Below are 1,995 nucleotides of genomic sequence, written 5' to 3' on the forward strand. Positions count from 1 at the left end.
CCCGGCCGCGGCGACGGCGGCCAGCGCCGCCGCGGCGCCGTCGGCGTCGTCGGGGCTGAAACCGGGCAGCGGCAGCGCCTCGCCTTCGCCGGCGACGCCGTCGCCGGTCAATCGCACGCGCAGCGCGACGCGCGTGCGGCTGCTGCCGCGCAGCGTGATCGTGCCGGCGTCGACACGCTGCACGGCGCCCAGTTCGAGCCGCATCACGCCGCCTCGTCGGCCAGCCGCAGCAGCGCCGCGGCGACGGCCTCGGGCGCTTCGAGCAGCAGGTTGTGGCCGGCGCCGGGCGCGAGTTCGTGCGTCAGGCGCGGCGGCCGCACCACGCTGGCAGCGAGCCGGCTGAAGCGGATGTCTTCGCCGCCGGTCAGCCAGTGCAGGCGCTGCGTGGTGTTGGCGAGCGCCGGCCTGTAGTCGGGCATACAGGCCAGCCCGGCGACCTCGAAGGCCCAGGCCAGCGCCTGCGCGTCGTGCGCCAGACGCGCCGCCCGCTGGCGCGCCTGCAGCGCCGGCGCCAGCCGGTGCTGGCTGGCGAACAGCGGCAGCGCCTCCCAGTCGGCGACGAAAGCGCCCAGGTCGTGGCGCAGCGCAGCGGCGCGCCCGGCGTCGAGCGCGGCACGTTCGGCGCGTTCGCCCGCGTCGGCCAGGCCGACATGGCCGCCGACCAGCAGCGTCGCGTGCGCCGCCCCCGGCCGCGCCAGCGCCGCACCCAGCGCCAGCCGGGCGCCGAGCGAATAACCGGCGAGCAGCGCACCCGGCGGCAGCGCCGCGGCGATGGCCTCGACCGTGGCCGCCCAGGTGGCAGGTTCGGCCGGCGCCGGCCCGTGCCCGGGCAGCCAGGGGCACCAGACCGGGCCGTGGTGCGGCAGCGCCGCCAGTACCGCGTCCCAGGCGCCGGGGTGGCCGAGAAACCCGTGCAGCAGCAGCAGCGGCGGCCCGCCGGCGCCTTTGGCCGGGTGCCGCAGGCCGGAGTTCATGCCGGCCTCGCCTGACTGGACGGCCTGTCACCGCGGCGGACGGCCGTGATGCCGGCGCGCGCCTCCTCTTCCTCCCTCTCCCGCTCGCGGGAGAGGGCTGGGGTGAGGGCGTGTGCGCTGCGGCAGAACTCGACCGATGCAGAGTGCCTGATGTGGTCGGCGCCCGGCGCAGCCGCGTTCATGGCGGCGACGCGAACGCAGCGGCGCCGGCTTCGGCCATCGCCGCCAGCAGCGCGGCGCGGATGCCGCTGCCCCCTGCGGCGACGCGGGCTTCGATCAGCACCGGCCGCGTGGCGGCCAGCGCCCGCGCCAGCGCCGCGCGCAGTTCGGCCGGCTTCTGCACCCGTTCGTAGCCCAGGCCGTAGGTGGCGGCCAGGCCGTCGAAGGCATGGCCGTGGCCGGCGACGAAGAGCTGCTCGCGTTCGGTCGCCAGGTCGGGCCGGCGGCCCAGCGGCAGGCGCTCGAAGATGCGGCCGCCGTCGTTGTGCACCGCGACGATGGCCAGCGGCCCCGTCACCGCCGCCGCGGCGGCCAGGCCGCCGGCGTCGTGCAGCAGCGAGACGTCGCCCAGCAGCAGCGCCAGCGGCGCCGCAGCGTCGAGCACGCTGCGCGCGCCGGCGGCGCCGGCCACCAGGCCGTCGATGCCGGCGGCGCCGCGCTGGTGCAGCAGCGCCAGCACGCGGCCGTCGGGCGGCAGGTCGTGGTCGAGGTCGCGCACCGGGTTGCTGTTGCCGACCATCAGCGCCGCGCCGGCCGGCAGCGCCGCGCGCAGGATGGGCGCGACCTCGTGTTCGTGCAGCGTCTCGGCCGCGCCGTCGGCATCTTCGCGTGCGGCCCAGGCGGCGGCTTCGGCGAACTGCCAGTTCTGCGCGTAACGCGTCGCGGCTTCGGCGTCGGCGCGCGGGCCGGCTTCCAGCTGCGCCGCGGCGGCGTCCAGCAGCGCGGCGACCGGGCCCAGCAGCATCGCCTCGGCGCCGCCCGCCGGGTCTGCCGGGCGTTCGCCGGGCAGCACGATGCGCGC

At 78.4% G+C, this 1,995-nt stretch carries 3 protein-coding genes; all 3 read right to left on the reverse strand.

The features are described 5' to 3' along the window. Nucleotides 1-204 (reverse strand): hypothetical protein (locus CKO43_RS25335; protein WP_200380402.1); only part of this gene is annotated, 204 nt, incomplete at its 3' end. Further along, nucleotides 204-974 (reverse strand): alpha/beta fold hydrolase, encoded by a 771-nt coding sequence (locus tag CKO43_RS25340; protein WP_200380403.1) that lies wholly within the window; start codon nt 972-974, stop codon nt 204-206. The genes CKO43_RS25335 and CKO43_RS25340, both read right to left, overlap by 1 nt. 178 nt (nt 975-1,152) lie before the next feature. Beyond that, nucleotides 1,153-1,995, reverse strand: an 843-nt coding sequence (locus CKO43_RS25345; RefSeq protein WP_242481418.1) for a thiamine pyrophosphate-dependent enzyme, incomplete at its 5' end; no start/stop codon positions are given.

It is taken from the genome of Rubrivivax gelatinosus, assembly GCF_016583785.1.
In the GTDB taxonomy this organism is placed as follows: domain Bacteria; phylum Pseudomonadota; class Gammaproteobacteria; order Burkholderiales; family Burkholderiaceae_C; genus Rubrivivax; species Rubrivivax gelatinosus_B.

Bases quoted from the DNA above. Each gene is read 5' to 3' on its own strand.
- CKO43_RS25340 (WP_200380403.1), bottom strand. From the start codon at position 974: ATGAACTCCGGCCTGCGGCACCCGGCCAAAGGCGCCGGCGGGCCGCCG.